The sequence below is a fragment of the Streptomyces sp. NPDC000348 genome, from assembly GCF_042898795.1.
In the GTDB taxonomy this organism is placed as follows: domain Bacteria; phylum Actinomycetota; class Actinomycetes; order Streptomycetales; family Streptomycetaceae; genus Streptomyces.
Window position 1 is genome coordinate 139,571 of record NZ_JBIAZD010000002.1, and the last position, 22,773, is coordinate 162,343.

Annotated in this window: 15 protein-coding genes; 6 read left to right on the forward strand and 9 right to left on the reverse strand. The window is 68.1% G+C overall.

All coding sequences use genetic code 11. From position 1 onward, the window contains the following. Positions 1–53 precede the first annotated feature (53 nt). On the forward strand, positions 54–536 hold the full coding sequence (locus tag ACFY3N_RS04540) for a hypothetical protein (RefSeq protein ID WP_390815155.1): 483 nt from the start codon (positions 54–56) through the stop codon (positions 534–536). A 21-nt stretch (positions 537–557) separates the two neighbouring features. On the opposite strand, the gene ACFY3N_RS04545 is transcribed toward ACFY3N_RS04540, so the two are convergent. After that, positions 558–752, reverse strand: coding sequence for a DUF397 domain-containing protein (locus tag ACFY3N_RS04545; protein WP_390815551.1), 195 nt, complete (start codon positions 750–752; stop codon positions 558–560). A gap of 14 nt (positions 753–766) precedes the next feature. Next, positions 767–1,615 (reverse strand): helix-turn-helix domain-containing protein, encoded by an 849-nt coding sequence (locus ACFY3N_RS04550; RefSeq protein ID WP_390815156.1) that lies wholly within the window; start codon positions 1,613–1,615, stop codon positions 767–769. A 211-nt stretch (positions 1,616–1,826) separates the two neighbouring features. On the opposite strand from ACFY3N_RS04550, the gene ACFY3N_RS04555 reads away from it, so the two are divergent. Beyond that, on the forward strand, positions 1,827–2,492 hold the full coding sequence (locus tag ACFY3N_RS04555; RefSeq protein WP_390815157.1) for an ATP-binding protein: 666 nt from the start codon (positions 1,827–1,829) through the stop codon (positions 2,490–2,492). A gap of 8 nt (positions 2,493–2,500) precedes the next feature. Here the strand turns inward: ACFY3N_RS04555 and drmB are convergent, their stop codons facing one another. Genes drmB through ACFY3N_RS04575 form a run of 4 tightly spaced genes read right to left on the reverse strand, consistent with a single transcriptional unit; the run spans position 2,501 to position 14,248 of the window. Beyond that, a complete protein-coding gene (gene drmB, locus ACFY3N_RS04560) occupies positions 2,501–4,363 on the reverse strand; it encodes a DrmB family protein (protein WP_390815158.1) in 1,863 nt (620 codons plus the stop codon). Beyond that, complete coding sequence (locus ACFY3N_RS04565; protein WP_390815159.1) at positions 4,360–7,605, reverse strand: helicase-related protein; 3,246 nt, start codon at positions 7,603–7,605, stop codon at positions 4,360–4,362. The genes drmB and ACFY3N_RS04565 overlap by 4 nt, the downstream gene beginning before the upstream one ends. Continuing rightward, the gene (locus tag ACFY3N_RS04570; RefSeq protein ID WP_390815160.1) at positions 7,602–9,506 is read right to left on the reverse strand and encodes a UvrD-helicase domain-containing protein; all 1,905 of its coding nucleotides are present in this window, start codon (positions 9,504–9,506) and stop codon (positions 7,602–7,604) included. The genes ACFY3N_RS04565 and ACFY3N_RS04570 overlap by 4 nt, the downstream gene beginning before the upstream one ends. Beyond that, positions 9,503–14,248, reverse strand: coding sequence for a DEAD/DEAH box helicase (locus ACFY3N_RS04575; RefSeq protein ID WP_390815161.1), 4,746 nt, complete (start codon positions 14,246–14,248; stop codon positions 9,503–9,505). Before ACFY3N_RS04575 ends, ACFY3N_RS04570 begins: the two co-directional genes overlap by 4 nt. Positions 14,249–14,993: 745 nt before the next feature. Between ACFY3N_RS04575 and ACFY3N_RS04580 the strand changes: the two genes are divergently transcribed. The 3 genes from ACFY3N_RS04580 to ACFY3N_RS04590 are packed head-to-tail and all read left to right on the forward strand — an operon-like array spanning position 14,994 to position 19,017. Further along, a complete protein-coding gene (locus ACFY3N_RS04580; protein WP_390815162.1) occupies positions 14,994–17,153 on the forward strand; it encodes a helix-turn-helix domain-containing protein in 2,160 nt (719 codons plus the stop codon). Beyond that, a complete protein-coding gene (locus tag ACFY3N_RS04585) occupies positions 17,150–18,145 on the forward strand; it encodes a hypothetical protein (RefSeq protein ID WP_390815163.1) in 996 nt (331 codons plus the stop codon). Before ACFY3N_RS04580 ends, ACFY3N_RS04585 begins: the two co-directional genes overlap by 4 nt. After that, positions 18,142–19,017, forward strand: coding sequence for a DUF6339 family protein (locus ACFY3N_RS04590; protein WP_390815164.1), 876 nt, complete (start codon positions 18,142–18,144; stop codon positions 19,015–19,017). Before ACFY3N_RS04585 ends, ACFY3N_RS04590 begins: the two co-directional genes overlap by 4 nt. 9 nt (positions 19,018–19,026) lie before the next feature. On the opposite strand, the gene ACFY3N_RS04595 is transcribed toward ACFY3N_RS04590, so the two are convergent. From ACFY3N_RS04595 to ACFY3N_RS04605, 3 genes are read right to left on the reverse strand one after another with little or no spacing between them, the layout of a single operon-like run. After that, positions 19,027–20,559 (reverse strand): DNA cytosine methyltransferase, encoded by a 1,533-nt coding sequence (locus tag ACFY3N_RS04595; protein WP_390815165.1) that lies wholly within the window; start codon positions 20,557–20,559, stop codon positions 19,027–19,029. After that, positions 20,556–21,593, reverse strand: coding sequence for a DNA cytosine methyltransferase (locus ACFY3N_RS04600; RefSeq protein WP_390815166.1), 1,038 nt, complete (start codon positions 21,591–21,593; stop codon positions 20,556–20,558). Before ACFY3N_RS04600 ends, ACFY3N_RS04595 begins: the two co-directional genes overlap by 4 nt. Before the next feature lie 23 nt (positions 21,594–21,616). After that, complete coding sequence (locus ACFY3N_RS04605; RefSeq protein WP_390815167.1) at positions 21,617–22,039, reverse strand: very short patch repair endonuclease; 423 nt, start codon at positions 22,037–22,039, stop codon at positions 21,617–21,619. A 177-nt stretch (positions 22,040–22,216) separates the two neighbouring features. Between ACFY3N_RS04605 and ACFY3N_RS04610 the strand changes: the two genes are divergently transcribed. Next, entirely contained in the window at positions 22,217–22,753 is a 537-nt protein-coding gene (locus ACFY3N_RS04610; protein ID WP_390815168.1) for a hypothetical protein, read from the forward strand. Positions 22,754–22,773: the final 20 nt, after the last annotated feature.

Here is a 22,773-nt window from a genome sequence, read left to right on the forward strand (position 1 = left end):
CAGTGCACCCGACGTCCCGCGTGCCGCCGAGCGGCGCGGGCGATGATGTGCGGGTGTTCTACGAGGACCTCAGCGAGTACGACTACCTGGACGACGACACCTTCACGGACCTGGAGTCGGGCTTCCACGGGCTCCGGTACCGCCCCGCGTACACCCGCCTGAACGTCGGCCGGCTGGAGGCCGGCGAGCCGTACCCGACGGGGCCGGTCCCCGAGGGCTTCGTGGAGAAGCTGAAGGCCGTCCATCGGGTCCAGCGGATGAACGTCTGCCTGGGCGCGCACGAGTGCGACCTGTGCCCGGCGGGGGACGAGCCGGCCCCGGAGGGCAACGGGGAGCTACGGATCCCGGGCGATCCCGGCATCGCCTACGCCGCCCCGCACCTCATCACGCACTACGTCACCGCCCACGACTACCGCCCGCCCCGGGCCTTCATCGACGCCGTTTTCGCGGTCGACGTCGAGGCGTGGGCTTCCGCGCGCCGGCCCGACGTGCCGTTTCCCTGGGTTCCGGGGGATGCGGAGCACATGGTGGAGTAAAGACCGGGCGGTGGCCGGTGATCAGCGCGACCAGTGATCGCTTTTAAGGGCCTGGACGAAGAAATTCCAGGCGTGGCGCTCCACGGCGACCACAGCGTCCCCCGTGCTCTTGGAGTCACGCACGAGGGTGCGGTCCCGAGTGATCGCGCACTCGACGCACTCGCCTCCCGCACCGTTGCTGTACGACGACGTGAACCACATCGGGGGAGCCCCCATGGGCTCTGTGGCGTTCACCTTGAGTGCTCCTTGGCGACGGACTTGATCAGCTGGACGGAGCGCTGAGGGCTCAGGGCCGCGGCGCGCAGGCCGTCGAACGCTCTCGTGTACTCCCGTACATGATGCTCGCCCTCCAGGTAGACCGCGTCCGTGATCCCGTCGCGGTAGACCAGATCCGGGTCCTCCGGGGCGGGAAAGCCCAGCATGGTGAAGGAACCCGTCGCCGGGTAGGTGCCGGAGTCGAAGGTGAGGACCTGCAGGGTCACACTCGGCAACTCGGCCGTCTCCAGAATCCGTTCCAGCTGCTCCCGCATGGTCTCCCGGTCACCGATGACGTTGCGCACGGCACCCTCGTGCACGATGAACCAGGCATCGGGGGAGTTCGGTCGCGACAGCATCTCCTGGCGCTCCAGTCGTACGCGGACGGCCCGGTCGATGTCCTCGGCCGACATGTGCGCGCCCGTCGTGTGCAGTTCGCGGGCATAGGCCTTGGTCTGCATGAGGCCCGGCAGCACCTCGCACTGGTACTGGCGGAGCGTGGAGGCGTCCTGCTCCAGACCGATGTAGATGTTGAACCACTCGGGCACACCCGCACCGTGGACCTGCCACCAACCGCGCCTCTTCGCCTCCCGCGCCAGTGACTTGAGGAACTCGCGCAGCTCGTCGCTCGTGTCGTAGAACCGGCACAGCGCGTCGATGTCGGACGGTTGGACCCTGCCGCTGCCCGTCTCCATGCGGTTGACCTTGGAGCCGCTCCAGTCCAGCGCCTCGCCGACCTGGGCGCAGGTCAGTGCGCTCTTCTCCCGGAGCTTCTTCAGCTCGATCGACAGACGCCGTCGGCGTGCCGTCGGTGAACCGGCCATTTCGATCCTCTCGAACCCCGCATGCGTAACGAGGGTTCAGTCTCATGCCAAGAGGTCGGCTTGCCAATCACACGGAAGTGGGAATCCCACCGTGCACATTGCACGACGGGATGCGCAGACCCCATGCTGAACGCCGGCGAGCGACGCAGAGTGAGAATTCGTGACGCTCCGCTGGTGAACGGCAGGTGTGAACACCGATGGGAGATCCCTCTTGATCCAGGAAGCGTGCCCGACGCGAAAGCCGTGGAACGTGGAGTTCACCGCCCACCCCGAGGAGGTGGCCGCACTGAGGCGCGTCGTACGCCTCCGTCTGGCGGCCTGGAACCTGCACGGGCTCGTCGACGCGGCCCAACTGTGCGTCAGTGAACTCGTGTCCAACGTCGTCACCCACGTCGGCCTCGGCACGCCGGGCTCACTCGCGGTCTCCGTGAACGGCGCGTACCTGCGCATCGAGGTCCACGACCCCGACACCCGGGCCCTGCCCACCCTCGTCGCCGCCGACGTCGACGCCGAGGGCGGGCGGGGCATGGTGCTCGTCGAGGCCCTCACCGACCGTTGGGGCGTCCAGCTCCACGAGGACCGCAAGGTGACGTGGTGCGAACTGGCCACCGGGCTCACGCCACCGGCCGACCGCACGGTGGACCCGTCGGTGACGCGGGCCGAGGCGCTGCTCGACATGTACGCGACGCTGAGGCCGCCGACCTGCCGCTACGAACCCGGGCTCGGCAGGGTGGGCCGGACGGTGGCGGAGGAGTCCGTGATCGACGTCATCACGGACTTCCTCCGCTGGCTCCGCGCCCACGGCTGCGACGCGGACGAGGTGCTCGACCGCGCGCAGAGCCGCTACGAGGTTGCTCTGTCCGGGAGCGGGAGGTGACGTTCGCTTCAGCTCGTCAGTATGTGGTGGAAGAACCCCACAGACGGATCATCCGGAGTGCCGACCAGCAGTGCCCGATCGAGCAGGATGTTGTTGTGCTCGCAGCTCGTCTCCGGCAGCATCACGCAGGCATGGCAGGCGGCGAGATTGGTGCCGGTGGCGGACACCTCGGTCTCCACGCAGAGCGGGTCGGAGGAACACCACTCGGCCCGGCGGACGGCCGAACGCACTGTGCGGTCGAGAAGCTCCGGTTCGCCCTGGGCGACGAGACCGCCGAGGCTGCCCGCAGAGTCGCTCGTCGCCGTGTAGATGAGTACTCCGGCCATGTCGTCGGCGGCGTACAGGCGCTCGCGCAGGGATGCTGCCGGATACCCCGCCTCCAGGCTCCACTCGTTGATGAGGACGTGGGCCAAGGTGTGCAGCAGCACCATCCGGGGGGTTGCCGGAGACGGGACGGCCCGGCTCGGATCGTCGGCCCGCTGATCCAGCACCCGCTGGTGGGCGGTCCGCATCCGCTCGACCCGGGCCGCCACCGCGATCGCCTTCTCCCAGGTGCCCAGCCGGTCCTCGTCCAGGCGGAGAAAGACTCCCTCGCCACGAACCTCCATGGCCGGAAGCCAGCGCAGCGGCTTCTCGGAGAGCGGCATCTCCTTCGCGTCGGTCGTCGACTCGGCGTCGACGAGCCGGGTGAACGCCTTCAGCGCACGCACCTCGCGGAGCTTCTTGACCAACATCGGGCCGGTGACGCCGAGCGGATCGAGCACGCTCCGGTCGCCCAGCGGCGTCTCACAGACGAACTGCTCGTCGCGGGAGTGCTCGCTCTCGTCGTTGCCGGAGCGCAGACGCTCGTACTCCTTGTTGCGCAGGGCGCGGTAGCGATGGTCGAAGGTGGCGGGTTCCCCGCCTTCGGGATCCTCCTCACGTTCCGCGTCGAGCAGCGTCATCACCTCGTCCAGGGAGAGGGGCCACGCTCCCTCGGTGAAGACAGCATCGAGATAGATTTCGACGGCCTCGCGGGTCTCGTACTTCCTGAGCTTCTCCCAGTGGCCGGCCAGCGGATCCTCGCGACTGTTGCTCCACGGCGGGATGGAGAGCGCCGACTTCAGCACCGGCTGCCACACCGACGAGGAACCGCGTTGGAGCGTCCGCAGAGGCAGTCCGCACTCCTGGTCCGGGGCGGACGTACCGAGCCACGGACGGTGGCCTCGGCACTTCAACCCCAGGTCCTTGAGCGCGTTCCTGCGGAAGGAGCCCTCCATCGACACCTCGGGCGCCCGCCCGCAGGTGCAGGAGACGAGGATGGAGCGGAGCGAGGAGGTACGTCCGGAGGTGCGCAGCCTGAGTTTCCCCCCGCACTTCCCGACGGTCGTGGAACCACGGTCGGTCGAGCGGTGCACCCACTGCCAGTACGGGAACTCACCGAGGTGCCCGGCCTCGCAGGCGACGACGAAGCGGGAGGGAACGAGGTCCACCTCGCAGGTGCCGCAGACACTGCGACCTGCGGGCGGGGTGAAGTCGCGATGGTGCTGCAGCTCGTTGCACTCGGGGCACGAGTGCATCAAGGGGAAGCGACGGACCCGGAGGCCATCCTTGCTGGTGTCGTCGGAGGCCGGTGGCAGCCGGAAATGATCGACATCGAGAAGTCTGGCCAGGCGTCGTTCGTAGATCCGCGGGGACTCGTCGGGACGCCAGCTCCGGTCGGCCTCGTCCAGGCCCGAGACGACGAAGGACTCGTGGTCGACGGCGATGAGCGAGCCGACGCCGTACGTGGTGATCGCCTGGGCACGGCGGATCCCACCGCGTCGCGGAAAGGAGTGGGCGGGCGTGCCGCCGTTCGCTCCGGGCCGGCGGCGACGAGGGGGCGGGGTCATCGTGTTCCCTCCATGAACAGGGCGGACTCGGCGTCGACGTCGCGCAGGCTCCACAGCGTGGGCCACGCCTTGGCGTCCTCGGACTCGTCGTCGAACGCCTTCAGGAGTGAGGGGGCGCGATCACCCCGTTTCGGTTCGAACAGCAGACGATTGTGGGTGCTGGCTTCCTTGCGCCACCACTTGACGAACTCTTCGAAATCGTCGGAGACGGCATCGGCCTCGGCCTTGCTGACGGCGCGTACACGCTTCATCAGCAAGGGCTTGACGCGGTCCTGAAGGACATCCACGTAGGACTCGACCTTGCCGGCGCCCTCGTTGGGCCGCGCGGCCGGGATCAGGATGCGCGCGAGGGCGATGATCACCGCGTGCAGGCCCCGTTCGCGGGCGCGGGCGGAGAACGGTGTCACAGAGGTGGACTCGACCTCGCGGTAGAGAGCGGAGTGGAAGTGCTGGAAGCTCTCGTAGTGGGAGCGGTCCCGGGCCCGCGTGGAGTTGAGCATGACCGCGACCAGGCCGGGGTGCGCGCGGCCGACCCGGCTGGTGGCCTGGATGTACTCGGCGGTCGTCTGCGGCTGGCCCATCACGGCCATCAGCCCCAACCGGTCCACGTCGACGCCCACCGCGATCATGTTGGTGGCGAGCAGGACGTCCACGGTGTCCTCGTCGGGGAGCCTCTTCTCGATGCCCTTGAGCCGGATGGGGATCTCGCTCGCGTCGATCCGGCTCGTCAGCTCCGAGTAATTGGCGACCGAGCGCACAGGGACGCCCTCACGCTCAGCCAGCAGCTCCAGGTAGGCCACCACGTCGTCGTGGACCTGGAGTTCGGCCGCGGAGAGCAGTCGCAGGCTGTTGAAGTAACCGACGAGGCTCCAGTACGCGTCGCGCACCTCGTCCTTGGTCTCCGCCTGCATGGCCCGGTGCAGCAAGGTGGCGTACGTGCGGATGAGCAGGGTGGACTGGCTGGTGCCGGGGGCCAGAAGGCCGACGTAACGGCGGCTCGCCTTCTCCTCACGCGGCGTCTCCACCGCGAACCACGAGTCACGGGAGTCCAGACCGGCGGGCGGGAACTGCCGGACTTCGCGCGCGAAGAGGTGGCGGCCCTGGTCGGCGGCGCGTCGGATGGTCGCCGTGGAGGCGATCACCTTGGGGCAGCCGGCCAGCGCGTCCACGGCGGTCTCGTAGAGGCCGGTGAGGGTTCCCAAGGGGCCCGAGATCAAGTGGAGCTCGTCCTGAACGATGAGCTCCGGGGGAGGCGTACCGTCATCGGGGTCGTCGCGGTTGAAGAGAGCGGAGGTCGCCGGGCGCCACGGCATGGAGGCGAATTTATCGACGGTGGCGATCACCAGCGTCGGGCGGGCGTCGTACACCGCCTCGTCGATCAGATGGACGGGGAGGCCGTCGGCGAAGTCGCAATCCGTGCCGGGGCAGCGGACGTACATCCGCTTGGCGTCCTCGTCGGCCTCGTAGTCCCGGGCGTCAAGGCGGGTCCCGCACCAGGGGCAGGCGTGCAACTGGACGGGGTTCTCGGTGGCGAGCCGCTTGTCCAGGTTCGCGCGCAGCTCGTCGAGCTTGGCGCCCGCCTCGGCCAGCGTGTTGGGGGTGGCCGAGCGGCCCACCCACATGCCGACAGAGAACTCCTCCCGACCCAGCTCGGGCGTCCGGCGCCGCATGTTCTCCATGGCGCAGAGCAGGATCGCCGCGCGTTCGAACTGCTGGAGCGTGAGCAGTCGCAGCGTGTAGCGCATGATCACGGTGACCCCGCCGCCGTCCGCGCCCTTGCGGATACGGCGCAGGAAGGACGTGAGGGCGATCAGTCCCAGGTAGGCCTCCGTCTTGCCACCACCGGTCGGGAACCAGAGCAGGTCGGAGATCTTCCGGTCGTCGTGCTCGGGGTCGTCGATGCCCGCCAGACAGAGCAGCACGAAGGCGATCTGGAAGGGGCGCCACTTGCCGGTAGCCGGATCGGGGGCGCCGACGTGTCCGCCCTTCACCCAGGCGCTGCGGGCGCGCTGGTCGGCCATGGCACGGTTGGCGAGCCGGAACGCCTTCATCAAATCCGGTTTCTCGCGCAGCAACTCGATGCCCTCGCGGATCCGGCCGAGCGCCTCGCGACAGGCCTTCACCTGGACCCGCGCGGGGTCCCCGTGGGTGCTACCAGCCAGAGCGTCTGCCTCGCCCTGCTTTCGGGTGATCCAGTGCTCGTATCCCCTGGCGAGCCCTTCCAGGGCGGCCAGCACCTCCGAGTCGGGCTTCTCGGCCAGCCCCAGCATGGACAGCGTCGAGTCGTCGATCTCCGGATTGGAGTCGGTGAGCAGTACCTCCACACTGGGCACGAAATCGCTGCGCACTTCGGTGACGGCGGCCTTCTCCGCGTCGGTCACGCCGATCGGCGAAGGGGCCCAGTCCCACGTGGCGGCGCAGCCGTGTCCGACGGCGAAGGTCGGAGCGTGCCGGTGCAGCAGCCGACTGGTGCCGATCTCCGGGTCGTGGGCGGCGGACGGGGCGGGGCGCTCGACGAACGCGGTGGAGCCGTCGGTGGCCCGGACCGTCAGGCCGCACTGGAACAGGGAGAAGGCGTCCTGGAGATCCCACTCGCCGACCTTCTGGGTGTTGATCAGCGTGACGGTGATCGTGACCGTGCCGGTGGTCGGGTCGGGACGCCGGACGATGACGTGCAACGCGACCTTGCCGGCGACGAGTTCGATCGGTTCGGCAGGAGCGGGCACCGTCACGACGATGGGCTGGTCCGGGATCTCGAGCACCCTGCGCCGCCACCGTTCCCGCTGGTCGGAGGTGGTACGGGCCTCGGCCCGGCGAGCTTCGACGGGCTTGCCCTCGGCGTCGGTGGGCTCGTAGACCGCCGCGCTGGCCGAGACCACGATCGTGTTGCTTATGGTCGGATCGACCGCGAAGGTGAGCCCCATGGACGAGGGACGCCTGTCCCCTGAGGCGGTGATTTCCTGCGTGGGCCCGGATTCCTCGATGTCCTCGCGCGGGAGCACGGGCGGGACGTCCAAACCGCCCTGTTCGGCGGCGACCTCGGCCTTCCGCTCCTTCGAGGCACGCGGATACAGCACCCCGGTCAGATAGCGGTCGATCGGCGCGTCCTGAGTGAGGACCTCGTCCCGGTCCTCCGGCGCGGCGTCCTCGGCGGGGCCGAAGAGTTCGCGGCGGAGCCCCACGAGCAGTTCCTCGTCCCGCACCCGGTAGTGCTCGGAGTGCCGGCCTGCCACGTGCGTCATGCTCGCTGCTCCTCGTTGTCGTCGGCTCTGCGGAACCAGCCGACGCCGGTGATCCGCGGGGTTGTCCAGACACCGCGCTCACCGAGACCGGCGTTGGCGCCGGCGGCGGTGCTGCCGGTCACGGTCTCCAGGGTGTCGATCCGCAGGTCGTGGATCTCGTCGGGCCACCAGGGGTCCCAGGTACGGTTCACCTTCTGCACCTGGAAAAGGGCCTCGCGGAACCCTCGGGAGGCCTCGCCGATCTCCCGCCCGTCGTGCAGCAGGGCGTACGGCGGGCTCTGTGTCTCTCCCATCGGCAGGTCGTGGCGCCGACGCAGCACCACCTCCTGGCCGGGGCGGACCCGTGCCAGGAGGTACGCCTGGGTGGCGACGGCGTCCGTCTCGTGACAGGGAGGGTTGTCCCGGCACACGTCGCCCGCTTCGGCGACGATGCCGTACCTGTCGTAAGACCGCCACGATCCGATGTAGCGGCGGCCGTCGCGTCGATGTCCTGCCCTCCTGAAGAGGGGAAGCTCAGGGCAGGGCGCGTGGTACAGGTCCTGGCGGACACGCGTCATCGCCACGTACAGGGCCCGAGCCTCGGCGGGAAGGTCGAGTTCGTCTCCGTACCGCTTGTGCAACTCCGCGACGGTCGGCGGGGCCAGAACGATCACCCGGTCGAACTCCAGACCCTTGGCCCGGTGCACGGTCGAGACGACGATCCGTGCGGTTTCCGGGTCGGCGGCCTCGTCGGGAAATCTGCCGTCGGCGACCGCGCGGCGCAGCCGGTCCAGATCGAGCACACCGCGTCCGGGCCCGCGTGCGACCCGACGCAGAACCGTCCACAGGGCGTCCACGTTCGGCTCGTACGGCAGAGGAATCCTCGCGAGGAGGGAGTGGAACCGGTCCTCGGTCAGGCCGGTCGCCTCCGTACCGCGCAGCAACTCGGCCACCCAGTAGGGCACCGGACGCTCTTCGAGCGGGCGCCGCAGCCGGTGCTCGATTCCGTGCGTGTGCAGCAGGCCGGAGACGACGAGGGCCTCCTGGTTGTCGCGGGTGAGGATCGCGCATGTGTCGGTCAGGTCCCGCAGACCGCTCAGGGTGAACTCGTCGCCGAGGTCGCCCACCGCGTTCACCGGGTCCAGGAGGAGGTCGCGCAGTTCGTCGTAGAGCGTCGCCGCGTCGTCCGGGTCGGTGAGCTGCTGGAGACGAGGGCCGTGCGCCAGCGCGACCCTGGCCTCGTCGGTACCGGCCCGGAAGTTCCGGGTGAGGCGCAGCTCCACCAGGTCGTCGGGGTACGAGCAGCGCAACCAGTCGAAGAACCTGCCGGTCTCGTCGGCGCGCTCGCGCGGGTCCGCTATCTGGAAGCCGTAGACGGACTGAGCGGCGTCCCCGACGACGGTGAAGCCGCAACTGTCCTGGTACCGGTCGAGAAGCGTCTCCACCAGCTCGCGGCGCACGCCCACCAGGTCCTGGACCTCGTCGATCACGACATGCGCGGGCGGGACGGCGTCACCCACCTCCAGCGCGCCCTTCTCGACTGCGTGGGTCGCGGCGGCGATCCGCTCGTCGAAGCCGACCGCGCCCCACTCGCCGTCCGGATGCGCCTGGAGGAGCACCTCGTAGGCCCACGCGTCGAAGGTCCGCGCCCGCACCCGTTGGGCGCGCTCCCCGTGCCGCGAGATCCGCTCACGCAGCTCGCGGGCGGCGGCCCGGGAGAAGGTGAGGACCAGGATCTCGGCGGCCTCCAGGGCTTCCTCGGGGTCCTCGTGGCCGCACAGCGCGTCGAGCCGGCGCACCAGAGTGTGGGTCTTGCCTGCCCCGGCCCCCGCGGTGACCAGGACGCGTGCGCTCCACGGCTGCTCGACCACGGCCCGCTGCTCGTCGGTGAGCGGTGGACTGTCCAGGTAGACGTCGGTCACTTACGGCTCCAGAGGTGCTCGAACTCGGTGAAGGCGAGCTGGGTGTCGAAGTTGGCGATGTTGTCGTCGATGTTGAGGATCAGGCAGGTGGGCTTGCCGCCGTTCCTGGGACCGCGCAGGCCCCGCCCGATCATCTGCTGGTACACGTTGGTGCTGTACACCGGGCGGGCCACCACCACGACCCGGGTGGCGGGAGCGTCGAAACCCTGGGTCAGAACACCGTAGTTGGTGAGCACACGGATGCGGCCCGCACGGAAGTCCTCGATCCGCCGCCGGCGGTCCTGGTCGCTGGTGGTCGAGTCCACCGCCGCGGCGGTGACACCACGGTCGTTGAGCATGGCCGCCAGGTACTTGGCGTGATCCACGGAGGTGGCGAACAGCAGGGTCGGCCAGTCCTCCGGAAGACCCGCTACCGCGTCGACGATGCGGCGACTGCGCGCATGGTCGTCGACGAGCCGCTGCTCGGCGGAGCGGGAGAGCATGGCCATGCGCTCGGAGTATGTCCTCTCGTCCTGGGTCAGTTCGATCCGGCCACCCGTGAGAGTGCGGTGCTCGACCTGGGCGAGCATCCCCCACTCCTGAAGGTCCCGGTACGGATCACCGGACGGGAAGACACCCTCGTCGAGCCGCCGGTTGCCGAAACGGGTGATCAGGCGGCTGGTCTCGTCCTCGTTCCTGTTGCGGAACGGGGTGGCGGTGAGGCCGATCAGGTGCCGAGCGGTCTCGTACTGGGTGAGCCCCAACTGGTTCAGGATCCCGGTGTACCGCTTCGGAAGGGCGGTGTGGGCCTCGTCCACGATCACCAGCGTCGCCTGCCGCAACCAGGCGTACTGGTCGGTGCCGAGACACCGCTCCAGCTTGGCGTCCGTGGCGACCACCAGATGCGGGTTCTCGACGACGTTCCCCACTTCGCGGCTGTTCCACAGCCGACTGATGGTGAGCGGTCGCTCGGCGCCGACCTTGCTCCAGACGAACTTCCAGCTCTGGACCGCCTGTTCGCACAACTCCTCGGTCTGGGCGATCCACAGCAGCGGGCCGCCCAGATCGCCGACCCGCTTCACCCAGCGGATCACGGCCTCGGCCGTGACCCGGGTCTTGCCCGCTCCGGTCGGCAACGACAGCATGGCGCGCTGCGGTGCCAGCCGGTCGAGGAGGGTGGTGATGTTGCGGACCAGGTCCTCCTGGTAGTCGTGGAGCCGGGGGAAGTCCCGAGGACCGTCCACCGTCTCGAAGGCCGGGAGCGCCGGAGTCCTGGAACCGGCGAAGGCCACGGGCAGCCCCAGGTCCGAGACGAAGGCGACAGCGGCCGGCGAACCGCCGTAGGAAACAGGGGCGTTCGGGAACCTGGCCTGAATGTCGCGGGTGTGATGCTGAAGGACACCGTCGCCGTGCGCGTTGAAGGCCATCTGCGCGATCCGGTGCCCTGAGGGTTCCGCGCCACCGGTCTCCTGCAGTTCGGCCTCCATCAGCCCGTCGGGCAGCCCGGCCCGCAGGGCCTCCGCGCCGATCAGCAGCTCGATCTTGGTGACGACCTCCTCGGCGTCGCGAACGGCCTTCCGGGCGGCCTTCATCTCGCTGTCACGCGCGATGCGTTCCTGGTGCTCCAGAACTGCTCGACAACCGGCGGGGCCCAGCCCCAGGGCCAGTTCGCGGTCGATCAGCCGCAGCATGGGCTCGGGTTCCAGGGGGACGCGGACCTTGATCGTGCCGCCTTGGAGTACCGCGTCCAGGGGGCGGCTCTTCGTACCGTTCTCGGTCCGGGTCACCTCCTCCAACTCGGTGCAACGCTGAATCGTGGTGTTCCGGTGGTCGATGCGCAGCCGTTGACGTAGAGCGGGGAACAGATCCGTGAGAGCGACCGGATCGCCGTCCGGGACCTCGCGGGTCTCCTTGGTGATGGCGTCGGCGTAGCGCCTCATCTGCCACTTCTCGACCATCAACTCGGCGTCCTCGGGGGTCGCCACCAGCAAGGCGGGAAGCTGCTCCGCACGCAGCGCCCGGTACTCGGTCGTGCCGACCGCCACGGTGATCTCGTCGTCGGGGCGGGTGCCCCAGGCGTCTCCGATCCGGCAGCGGGTCAGCGAGTCCTCGGGAAAGGCCGCCTCGAAGCGGGTCAGCATCACGTAGGTGTTGCCGACGAAGGCGTCGTCCTCGCTTCGGAGCACCTCCGAGAGAAGCGCCTCCCAGTGGTCGGCCGGGACCTCGTCGATCGAGGTGGGCAGGCGCAGTTTGCGGGCCTTCTCCGGGGAGATGTCGGCGACCGGCAGTACGTTCCGGTAAGCGGCGAGCTGGGGTCCGACGGCTTCCGCCAGCGGTTTGATCCCCTTGGACGTGGAGACGGTTCCGTACTTCCTGAGCATCCAGCGGATGGGCGACGCGACGGCCCGACGGGTGCTCGTCTGGGCGCCGATCTGTCGCGTCCAGTTGTCCACCACGGCATCGTCCGGAAGTTCCTTGAGGAAGGCCGCGCGGGACTCCTCCGAGAGCGACCGGAAGAAGTGCAGTGGACCACCGATCGGCGATCCCTCCACTTTCATCCGGTTGATGCCGGGGCGGGGAGTGCCAGGGTTCAAGGTGCGCAGGTAGGACGCGTGGACGGCCTCCCGGTACTCCTCGAACCAGGCCTCGCCCTCCGGTTGGGTCGAGGACGACGGTCGTGCCCGCAGGCCGATGTCACGGAAGAAGGCGAGATCGTCGGAGTGGAACTTCGTGTCGACGGCGATGCTCGGTTCGCGTTCGGCATGCACCACGACACCCGGCAGCATGCAATCGCGTACTGGACGGAACTTCTGGTCCGCCGTGCGCACGCGCAGCTTCTCGCGGGCGTCCGGCACGTGTCGGAGCACCGCGTGGGCCAGGCGCCGACCACCCGCCTTGCGGAACAGGTCCCAGAAGCGTTCCCACTGGGTGTCGGTGTAGTCGTCGAAGCCCCGGTCCAGCACACTGATGAATCGGCCTTCGGCGTCCGCCTCGCGGATACCGAGGAGGTTCAGCGCGGAGGCGAGCTCCCGGTCCCGCGCCATCTCGCTCACCACATAGGTCAGGGACTCCCGAAGTCCGCCCTCGTCGGAGCGGCGGAACACCTGGCCGGGCACGGGAGCGACGAGGCCGTGCTCCTCGGTGAGGACGATCTTCGCCTTGCGCGCCTCCTCGGCGTGCGGCGACCTGGCCTCGATCATCGTGGCGAGGATGCGGATCGCCGACGCCGACGCCTCGACGGTGCCGCACTCGACCAGCGCCTCCAGCCATTCCCGCACGCCGGCCCGCTTGTGCCCGGCAGCACCGAGAATGTGTTCGACCTTGCCGGCGCGCAGGACGTCGGCCTCGGCGTAGGGGTGCAGCCAGTCCGACGGGCGGCCGGGGGACTCGTGCCACATCCGCAGCCAGCCGAGGGCCCGGTCCTTGTCGAGACGCGGAGGAATGCGCAGCGTCCTCGGGACACGTAGCACGCCCTCCTGGTCGGGCAGCGACGGACGCACCGCGGCCTTCCCCCAGATCTCCTGGGTCAGGAACGCGTCGGCCCAGCTGATCGCTTCCTTCACACGCCCCGGAAGCAGGGGAAGGTACGCGGCAGGGTCCTCGGCGGGTGCCAGACGGGGAAGCGAGTCGACGACCAGAGCGGCCGAGACCCTGATCATCTCCTCGTTGAACGCCGAGGAGTCGAGCAGGTTCTGCCGGTCCTCATTGGTCTTCCAGGCGCCGTTGAGGATGCCGCTCAGGGACATCTCGTACTTGGTCGGGAAGAAGGACCAGAACCGGCCCCGCCCACGCGGGCTCACGAGAAGTCCGCTCTTCGGGTCCTTCTCCAGTGCCGGCACCGCCCAGGCGATGTCGAGAGCGAGACGATTGTGCAGTTCACCGGCGTCTTCTCGGGCCTTGGGACCGGGTTCGTGCGTGGTGGAGAAGACCCGCCAGCGGGCACTCGCCGTCGGCTTCCCCGTCCGCTCCTCGATCACGGTGTGCAGGTCACCGGACTGCTTGGTCGTCAGTACGCGTCGAACGGTCGACCGGTGCCGCCGGTCTTCGAGGACGACCTTGGCGACGTGCGGGGAGAGGAGTTGGAATCCGATCGGAAACTCCTCACGGGTCGAGCCGGCGTCTGTCCGTCCGCCGTGCATGTCCAGCGCCAGCCTGCCCGCCGCGCCCTTCAGCAGCGGCAGGCGGACGACGGTCGTGGCCCATCTCAGCAACTCGTCGAGGACGGGGTCCGCGGCACGCTCGGTGGCATCGTCGAGGGGTCGGGCCATGCGCAGGACCGGTGCCTCGAACCGCTCACCGAGGCGCTCCCGCACCCCGGGCACCGAAAGGATCTTCTCGAAGGACCATTCGCGATTGAATCCGAAGGAGCCGGTCCTGCTGAAGAACTGAGGGGTGTCGGTGACGACCAGAACGGATTTCACACCCACGCCGAAGCGTCCGATCTGGCCGCCGCGCTTGCGGGACATGCTCATGCGCAGAATGGTCTCCGCGCCCTCCGGAGTCACCGGGGATCCCTCATTGGCGCAGTAGAGATGCGTATCGGTGAGAACGACCTGGACCGTACCGCCCGGCTGGTCGGCGATTTCGTCGGCCGCGTTCTGCACGAGTTCGAACAGTTGACGGTCGCCGTATCCCCCCTGGGTGATGCGGCGTTCTCCGTTGGCGTGTTCAGGAATGAGGCCCGGGTCGACCTCGTAGGTCTGCAAGACACGGGACGACTGTTCGAGGATGGTGGATATGACCGTGCGCGGAGAATCGGACATCACGTCTTCACGACTCCTGCGATGGATGGAATTGTGGATAGGGGGTGAGAGGGTGGCTCAGGACGCAGTCGGACGCTGTCTGACCTGCGAGGATCGAGTATCGGTGATGTCGGTCTCCGTAGGGTCGACCGTTACAGGGTGGGGAGTCCCGGATAGCCGTCAAAGCGCTCGGTGAATTCGTCGGGCGTCATCTCGTACGAGTCGAGAATCTGCTTTATTTCCGTGTCCGAGCTGGCCATCCGGACCTACAAGTAGACGGAGTTGAGTTCACGCCCCGAGCTCGGGGAGCAGTATTAAGGGTACGGGGAGTTCGTCTCTTCGGGAGCGTCTTCCATGTGGAGCCGTTGCCTCCGGTTCCGTCAAGGTCCCCGTACCACGAGCGCGTTCGGGGGCTATAAGTGAAAAAGGGTACAACTCACCTGTCTCCAGGGAGAGTTTCCCAGTGGGGTGGGCACTCCCGTCAACACATCTTACGGGTCGTCACTCGATCGTGCTACCCCCAATTTCTGCACGCTGAAACGAAGTTGGCGGCTGGCTCGCAACCCTATTTGCGATTGCCAATTGAGCAACCGCTCAGCAATCTCCGACCTTTAGGTGTGAATGGTGCGAAGCGGTCAAAGTGGACAATGGATCGGAGGGGGGTTGATCGTGGTCGCGTCAAGAGCTGATTGACGTTCCGCGTGGCGTCAAATTAGTCTGTCCATGACCAAGGGCACAACGACAACGGCGAAGAGCGGGAGGCCACATGGAGGCCGGTGAGGAGTTCGGGCCCTGGTTGGCCCGTCAGCTCAAGATCGCGGGTAAGACGCAGGCAGAGCTGGCGGAGGAGTTGGGGCTCACTCGAGCCGCTGTCTCGGCGTGGATCACCAAGCGTTCGGTTCCGCGTGCCACCGTCATGGGAGAGATCGCCAAGGCGCTCGGCACGGATCTGGGCACGGTGCACACGCGGACCACCGACACACAGGCAGGTCTTCCCGTCACCTGGTACCACCGACCCGGTTATCCGGACGGCGGACGCGACGGCGGCAACGCCGCGGCGTTCGCGTTCGACGCGGACGTCCAAGTGCTCGCGCGGGAGACCTGTCAAAACAGTCTTGACGAACGGCTCGTGGAGAACGGGCGTCCGGTGCGCGTGCGGTACACCATCCACGAGCTGACCGGCGAGGCGCTGGAGGCGTTCCGCGCCGCGATCCTCTGGGACGAACTCCAACCCCACTACTTGGCGGTCTCGGAGTCCGCCGCCGATCAGAAGGTCGGGCGGGTCGTGGACGCCGGCGTGCGTGACATGTTCGAGAAGGGTCGCCTGATTCTTCTGCGCGTCGACGACTACAACGCTTCCGGGCTCACCGGTGACGACTACAACGACGGCAAGTTCGCGGCCGTCGTGCGCCGGCAGCTGGAGAGTCTCAAGTCCGGTAGCAGCGCCGGTGGTTCGTACGGGCTCGGCAAGGCGACTCTCTGGGCGACCAGCGCGCTCGGCATGGTCCTGATCAACTCCACGCTCTCCGTTCCCCACGAGGGCCGCACCGAACGCCGTGTCATCGGACGACTGGAACTTCCGTGGCGCTCCGTCGACGGCCGCGAGTGCGCGGGTCCCGCCTGGTTGGGGCGCCCCGACCCCGAGACACCCGGCGCGGAGGTGGTCCGCTCGTGGTGGGCGGACACGGAGACGGTCGAACGACTTCATCTCACCCGCGACAGCGACGAGCCGGGAACGTCCTTCCTCATCGTCGGCGCCCACGATGTGGCGAGTCTCGCCTCCGACAAGGCCGACTCGCTCGCCGACGAGGACGAGAACGGCGCCGGCGAGGACGATGGGGCCCGTGACATCACCGTCATGCACCGTCGTCTGGTCGAGGCGCTGGGACGGGACTTCTGGGCGGCCATGACCGGAGGGGGCAGCAGACTCCCACTATTGGAGACGTCCGTACGGACACTGCGCAACGGCGAAGTCGTCATCCCGGAGGAAAAGGTCGATCCCAGCGAGACGCAGCCCTCACGCACGCGTGCGTTGCGGGCCTTCTACGAGGGAACGACCGTGGACCGGCTCACCCAGGCCGGCCAAGTGGCGCTCCGCAACGTTCCGCTTCGTCTGCCCCTCGCCGGTGGACGCCGGGGCACGCTCGGCATCCACCAGGGGGTGCTGCTGGTCACGGAGGCGGAGGACAGGGACGGCGTGCCGAATCAGGTCCACTCGTTGCGCGGCAACCGGATGACCGTCAGGAAGTCCGGCGTCAGCGGGTTGCCTCTGGGGGTCAACAACTTCCAAGCGGTTCTCCTGGTGGGACAGGCCGCCGGGGAGTCGGCGCCCTTCGCGGTGGAGGCGGAGGAGTTTCTGCGTGCCGCCGAACCGCCCGAGCACGACCGCTGGGGGCAGACCGAGGAGCTGACCCTGCGGTGGTCGCACAGCGCGCACTATCGGATCTCCAGATTGACCACCGAGGTCAACGCCGCGGTGAAGGAGCTGGTGGTTCGGCCGAAGAGCGCCGGATCGCAGGAGAGCGCCAAGCTGCGCAAGAAGCTCACCGTGCAGCGCAAGACAGCCGCTCCCAAGCGAGCCTCCGGACCGACACTGCCGGAGCTGGACGGGCTGGCAGCCGAGATCGGCGCCGGGGGTGAGTGGAAGATCACCGCGGAGGTGAAACTGCCGCGCGCCGACGAACTGCCCGTAATGAGTCCAGTGGTCCTTCTGGACGTCCGGTCCGGCAGCCGGCCGAAGCTCGACTGGGCCGAGCTGGCCGCCGTGGAGGGATGCGAGGTCGAGGGCGGAACGCTCCGCTTCACACCGCATGCCCGCCGAGCCGTCTTCAGGGGCTTCACCGACGTCACCAGCCATCCGGTACGCAGCGAATACACGCGGCTCGTTCTCGAACTCCGTGCCGGTGCGCAGGGGAGTGAGGCATGAAGTTCTACCCGTACAAGCGACTCAACCGTCCGATCACCCTTCGGGTGACCTCGGCGACTCTCAAGCTGTCCGACGGCACCTTCGACCCTCTGGACACCTCGGCCTACTCCGTTCCGCAGCGGACCGTGGCTCTGGGCGTGGCACAGCACGAGGACTGGATCTCGGCCAGGATCGGCCTGTCTGCCACCCTGCCCCCCGGCGCCACCGACCCCGACGCCCCGTGGAGCGGCCTGCGAGTTCTGGCGGTGCTCACCGACGGAGACACCAATCTCCGAACCACCGTGGAGCTGCGGCAGGACGCTCCGGACAGCAAGGAGTGGTCCGGCCGGATCGAGGTGCTCCGCGACGACCATATGGGACGTGCGAGTCTCGCTGCCTACGCCGTCGCAACCATCGACGGTGTGGAGGGGCGATCGATCACCGAGACCGACGCGGACTGGACCGTCGACGTGGTCGCCGACGAGCCGCTGGGCGGCCTGCGGCTCGACGTGAAGCAAGCCGGCTTCTCCAAGAGCGCGAGGGAGTGGCTGCGTCCCTACGCCGACGTCCCCTGGGTGATCGACGCCTCGGGTCGACTGCCCCTGGTGATGATCAATACGGACGTCGAGGGGTTCTCGGATCTCCTCGGCGGCAACGGTGGGGGGATCGAGAACAAGATTCACGAACTCCTGTTGTCCCAGATGGCCACCGATGTGTGGACCGCGGTGTTCCACAGTGCCGTGGGCGATCTGGAGGTCGAACCGGACGGTTCACCGGTCTTCCCCACCGACTGGAGGGGAGAGGTCCTACGGGAGATGCTCCCTGATGTGGCACCAGGGCTGCACGTCGAGGAGGCACTGCGCCGGGTCCATCGACGGCGGACCGATGACGCGGGCTGGGTGGAACTTCAGACCCGGATCCACTACGCCGCCGTACGTCGCGCGGGTGCGAGCAAGGCGGTCGCCAACGCTCTGCGCGCGTTGCAGCAGATGAACCGAGAGGACAGCGCGTGATCGAGAAGCCCTACCACGTTCCCGAGCGGCTCGGCCTGCTCTCCGGGGCCGCTGCCGACCCCTTCCTCACCGAGGATCTCCTCAGGGGAGTGCAGGGACACGGCGGTGTCGACCTGGCCAAGGTCGTCGAGTCCTTGCCGGAGGACGACCCCAGGTGGGCGGTGGAGCCCTTGAGGGACCTTGTGGACGACACGATGTTCCAGTTCAAGGACAACCGGACGGACGCCGACGGCTGGTTGGCGCCCCGGTTGCACGCGACACTCCGTCTCACCCGGAGGGAAGCCGCGGACAAGAGGATCTGGAACCATCTCGCGCTGGCCGTCGCGCCGGACTACGTGGCCTGGAGGCATCCCCCGACCGCTTCGGAGGGGAAGACCCCCCGCATCAACCCGGTCCGGTTCAAAGGCGCTCCGGACCGCCAGTGCTTCTCCCGGTTGTGGTGGGCGGCGGAGATGTTCCGCAACGGCGCGGACTACACGCCGGTGGTGAAGGCCTGCTCCAACCAGGACCTCATTCACAACGCTCTGCGTCTGAGCCTGGTGGACCATCGGCCAACGGCTCAGGCGTTGGTGCGGATCCTGGAACGAGGGATCGCCACCACCGGGCGGGAGATCAACGGGCTGATGACGGCGATCAACACCGCCGGCGCCACTTTGATCTACGACGCGTTCGCCGAGGACGAGCCACGCGATCCCGAGGCACTGCGCCGGTGGATCGCGGAGGCCGAGTCCGCGCCGCCCGTGCCCCGACACGATCTGCCCGCCGGACCCGATGAGGAGCCCGTCCCGGAGGCGTCGGTGGAGAAGCTCACCGAGTACTTCGCCAACCTCTTCGAGACGGCACCGGTCAGGGGACGGGCACCGCAGGCCTGAGGAGAGGGGTCACTTGCCGGTGAGCGGGTGGCCCTCCCACTCACCGTGCTTGCGTACCTTCATCCGTTCGCCGGGCTGCCAGGCTTCCAGATCCGCGACGGCCTGTTCCAGCCTGGCGCGCGCCTGTTCGTCCGACAGCTCGGGTTCGAGGACGTGCCGCAGCACGTGCAGGGCGAGCAGGGGCGGTACGGCGTTGCCGATCTGCTGGGGCTGGTCCTTGCCGCTCCACGGGTATGAGACGGGGAAAGTCTGGAGCACGCCGGCCTCCGCGAACTTGAATCGGGCGCACTCTTCTGGGAGGTCCTCTTTCGTGTCCTTGTGGACCAGCCGGTTCCGGGACACCTTTCCAGTGATCGTTGCGGATGGCGCATCATGGTCGCGTTCGCCGCGCGCACCGGGGTCGCCGCCTGTCCCATAGTTCGAGACGACGGTGAAAGCGGGGCGGTCCGGCAGATCGGGCGCGATGCTCCGTGCCTTCTTGAGAGCTGTCTCCATGGACACCCATGCCTTTTTCGGCGTCCTGTCGGCGACCGTCTCCTCAGGGGCCCAGAGGAGTGTGCCTTCCTCCGTCGACGTCCGGGTGGGAACGGACCGAGAGCGGTAGCGCTCGTGGGTTTCGGCCACCGCGGGAATGTCGGTCTCGCCGAGCCGTGCCATGAGCACCGCGCGCTTGCGGGTCTGCGGGACCCCGAACGCCTCGGTGTACATCAGTTGGGTCCTCGTTCGATAGCCGAGGGTGGCGAGCACTTCAGTGTATTTCTCCCACACCGGCATGACAGCGGGAACCTGCTCCAGGATGACGGCCTCGAAGGGCTCCAGCCCTGGGCGTCGACATCGCTCGATCACCCACCACAGAGGTTGGAGGACCAGCCCCGTCCGCTCGTCGCCCAGTTTTTCGAGTTCGGCCTTCAGACTCTTCAGCACGGCTCCCAGGGAGCTGTACTGCGCGATCAGATCGTTGAGGTCTGCGTCCTCGGGAGCAAGGTCCCTTGAGGCCCTGAGTGCCTTCAGGACGCGATCGATCCTGTCCTGGGAACTGTCACCCTCCTGGAGGCTCTTCCTGATGGCCTTGCGCTCCACGGCACGCAGAGCGTCGACCTTGTGCTTCTCGGCCTTGATCTGCTCGGCCTTGGCAGCCTTCTCCTCGAGCTCCTCGGTGATCTCCCGCCAGGTGCGGGAGATGTCTTCCCACTCCGCTTCGTCCTTGCGCACGACGGCGTGCAGGCGCTCGATATACCCCAGGACGTCGTCCAAGGCCCTGCGACCGGCGCCGTGGCCGGCCACGGTGAAGGTCTGGCAGGGAGGTCCCCCCGTCAACACTTGCGCATGGGGGAAGAGCGATGCGCTGTACTTCCTCACGTCGCCGTGGAAGGTGTCCATCCCCGCGGCCTCACGGGTGGCGCATGCGTCGTCGTCCCACTCGATGCCGGTGACGTGGTACCCCAGGACATCCGCTGCCACATCCAGTCCGCCCGGCCCCGCGAACAGATCCAAGATGCGGAAACCCGCAGGTGGGGGCGGTGCGCTCTCGATGTGACTCATGGGTTTGAAGTGTAGCCGGCGATCGGGGGTGCCGTTCCCCCCTTCGCCTGTGCGCCGGCGGGCGACCGCAACGCGGCCGAGATGGCTTCGCCGAGCGCCCTGCCCACGGGCGGAGGAGTCGCGTGTCCGATCTGTCGGTACCGAGCCGTCTTCCGTCCTGTGATCCGCCATTCCGGTGGGAACGACTGGAGTACTGCTGCCTGGTCCACCGTGATCTTCAACATCTCGGCCATGTCGTTCGAACGCGGCCACACATAGTCCGGCCCCGGCACCTCGTCGGCGAACGCACCGGCGTTCACCCCCATCCGTGCCCAGGCCCGCTTCGTCCCGCTCGGACCGAGGTCCGGGCCACCTCGATTGTCCGATCCTCCGACGACGGTCGGCGCCACGGATCGTGCCTGGTCTGCCCAGGCATCGGCCTCGGGCCAGCCTCGAGCGCCCATCGAGCGGCGCAGCGCCCGACCGGCCGAGACATGTTCACTCACCGTCCGTGACGGCGGAGCGAAGGCGTGGAACCACGGTTCCCTGAGCGCCACGAGAACGCCCTGCAATCGCTCCTGCGGGACACCGAAGTCGGCCGCGTTCAGCACGAACCAGTGGGAGCCGTAGCCGAGATGCGTCAACTCGTCCTCGATGAACGACCGGACGTCCGCGTACACGGGTGAGTCCACCAGGGCGGGCAGGTTCTCCAGGAGCAGGACACGCGGCTGGACGGCGTGGACGAGGTAGACCGCGGCCTTGAGCAGCCGCAGTTCCGGCTCGCTGTCCCCACGTCCCACCGCTGCCGAAGCCTTCACCCGGGGGAGACCCGCCGAGAGGAGGTCGACGTCCAAAACCTCCGGGTGCTCCTCGGGAAGGAAGTCGATCAGGTCTTCGCAGATGACATTCCACTGCGGCCGATTGGCCAGCAATGTCTCGCACGCCTGACTCTTGTTGTCGAGCAACAGCGCCGGGGAGAAGCCGGCGCTCTCCAGCCCTGATGCCAGACCGCCTGCGCCCGCGCAGACGTCCACGAAAACCAATCGGTCGGTCATGGGTCCCCCTCTTTCCACCTGCGTCACAGACGGTTCGACGATGCCGCACTCTCCTCGGGGCTCCCCCTGCTCCGCTTCTTGAGCGTCACCGTGGCCTGCACGGCCGCTGCCACCTCGTCGGGCGGTTCGTGCTCCCAGAAGCGCAGAACGGTCCATCCCGCAGATATGAGATGTCCCGTGGTCTCCTCGTCCCGGGCCATGTTCCGGTCCAGCTTGCGGCGCCACCACTCCGCGTTGGCCTTGGGACTCGTCGCGTGCTCGGGGCACCCGTGCCAGAAGCAACCGTCCATGAAGACCGCGATCTTGGCCTTGGGGAAGACGATGTCGATCGTGCGACGGGTCATTCCGGGGACGGGCACGTTCACCCGGTACCGCAGACCCGCGGCGTGCAGGATCTTCCGGACCGCCACTTCGGGAGCCGTGTCGCGGGAGTTCTGCCGGCTCATACGGGCAGAGACGCTGGGGGAGGACGGGACAGCACCGGGCACACAAGCATTCTGCCGGCGCAGTGGAGGCGGTGGCGGACGGCCTGGTCCTGCTCGGTGGATCCGTATGCCGGGCTTGGTCATTGATCCAGGTGACCCCGTGGCCAGCCGCTGAAGTATGCGGTAGACACACCTCCCGTGGACCAGGGATTAGCGGCACTGCTCGGAGCGACGGTCGGCGTCGCAGGAACCGTCCTCGCCTCGGCGATCACGGGGTGGTCGGCGCGGCAGCAGGTGCAGGCCCAGGCGAGGGCCGAGCATGCGCACTGGCGCAGGCAGGTGCGTCGGGATGCCTACAGTGCCTTCCTCGCTCCGGCGAGTGAGTGCCAGCACGCCCTCAAGATGGCCGGTCGTGCGTTCGTGGGGGAACGGGACACCGAGGAAGTCGATCGCAGGATGCAGCATGCGCAAGGGCAGCTGGCGCTCGCGCAGGCAGCTTGGGCCAACCTTGCCGTCGAGGGGCCGGAGACGGTGGAGCAGGCCGCCCGGAGCGTCTACACCACGCTCAAGTCGACGCAGACGACCCTGCTTGCCTTCCGTGACTCGCCGGCGAACGCCCCGGACGGCAACGTCCGCTTCGTGGAGCGTCACGCCGTCGAAGTGGCCCGGCTCTCGGAACGGATAGGCGAGTTCACTGCGGCAGCGCGGTCGGCCTTGGACGACATCGGAGATTGAGCTCCTGCACCGTCGGCTTA

Bases quoted from the DNA above. Each gene is read 5' to 3' on its own strand.
- ACFY3N_RS04545 (WP_390815551.1), bottom strand. From the start codon at position 752: ATGGGGGCTCCCCCGATGTGGTTCACGTCGTCGTACAGCAACGGTGCG.
- ACFY3N_RS04550 (WP_390815156.1), bottom strand. From the start codon at position 1,615: ATGGCCGGTTCACCGACGGCACGCCGACGGCGTCTGTCGATCGAGCTG.
- drmB (WP_390815158.1), bottom strand. From the start codon at position 4,363: ATGACCCCGCCCCCTCGTCGCCGCCGGCCCGGAGCGAACGGCGGCACG.
- ACFY3N_RS04565 (WP_390815159.1), bottom strand. From the start codon at position 7,605: ATGACGCACGTGGCAGGCCGGCACTCCGAGCACTACCGGGTGCGGGAC.
- ACFY3N_RS04575 (WP_390815161.1), bottom strand. From the start codon at position 14,248: ATGTCCGATTCTCCGCGCACGGTCATATCCACCATCCTCGAACAGTCG.
- ACFY3N_RS04580 (WP_390815162.1), top strand. From the start codon at position 14,994: ATGGAGGCCGGTGAGGAGTTCGGGCCCTGGTTGGCCCGTCAGCTCAAG.
- ACFY3N_RS04585 (WP_390815163.1), top strand. From the start codon at position 17,150: ATGAAGTTCTACCCGTACAAGCGACTCAACCGTCCGATCACCCTTCGG.
- ACFY3N_RS04595 (WP_390815165.1), bottom strand. From the start codon at position 20,559: ATGAGTCACATCGAGAGCGCACCGCCCCCACCTGCGGGTTTCCGCATC.
- ACFY3N_RS04600 (WP_390815166.1), bottom strand. From the start codon at position 21,593: ATGACCGACCGATTGGTTTTCGTGGACGTCTGCGCGGGCGCAGGCGGT.
- ACFY3N_RS04605 (WP_390815167.1), bottom strand. From the start codon at position 22,039: ATGAGCCGGCAGAACTCCCGCGACACGGCTCCCGAAGTGGCGGTCCGG.